General features: G+C 61.5%; 1 pseudogene. It reads left to right on the top strand.

Annotation, left to right across the window (positions count from 1 at the left end):
- Positions 1-273 (top strand): annotated as a pseudogene (locus AAEZ05_RS28625) (Na/Pi cotransporter family protein); the annotation flags it as partial.

Genomic DNA, 273 nt, shown 5'->3' on the forward strand with positions numbered 1-273 from the left:
TTGCCTGATCCTGTTGCCCACCATCGGGCCCATGGCCCGCCTGTGCGAATGGCTGCTGCCGGAACGCCCCGAAACCAATGGCAAAGCCAAGCCACGCCATCTGGACCTGGCCTCATTGAATACCCCAAGCCTGGCCCTGGCGAACGCTGCCCGCGAAACCCTGCGCCTGGGTGACTTGATCGACAATATGCTTACCTCGATGCAGGAAGTGCTGCGCGGCAACCAAACCGCCGTTACCCAAGAAATGCGCAGCCTGAGCGATGACGTCGAAGC

Source organism: Pseudomonas sp. HY13-MNA-CIBAN-0226, assembly GCF_040310305.1.
In the GTDB taxonomy this organism is placed as follows: Bacteria; Pseudomonadota; Gammaproteobacteria; order Pseudomonadales; family Pseudomonadaceae; genus Aquipseudomonas; species Aquipseudomonas gregormendelii.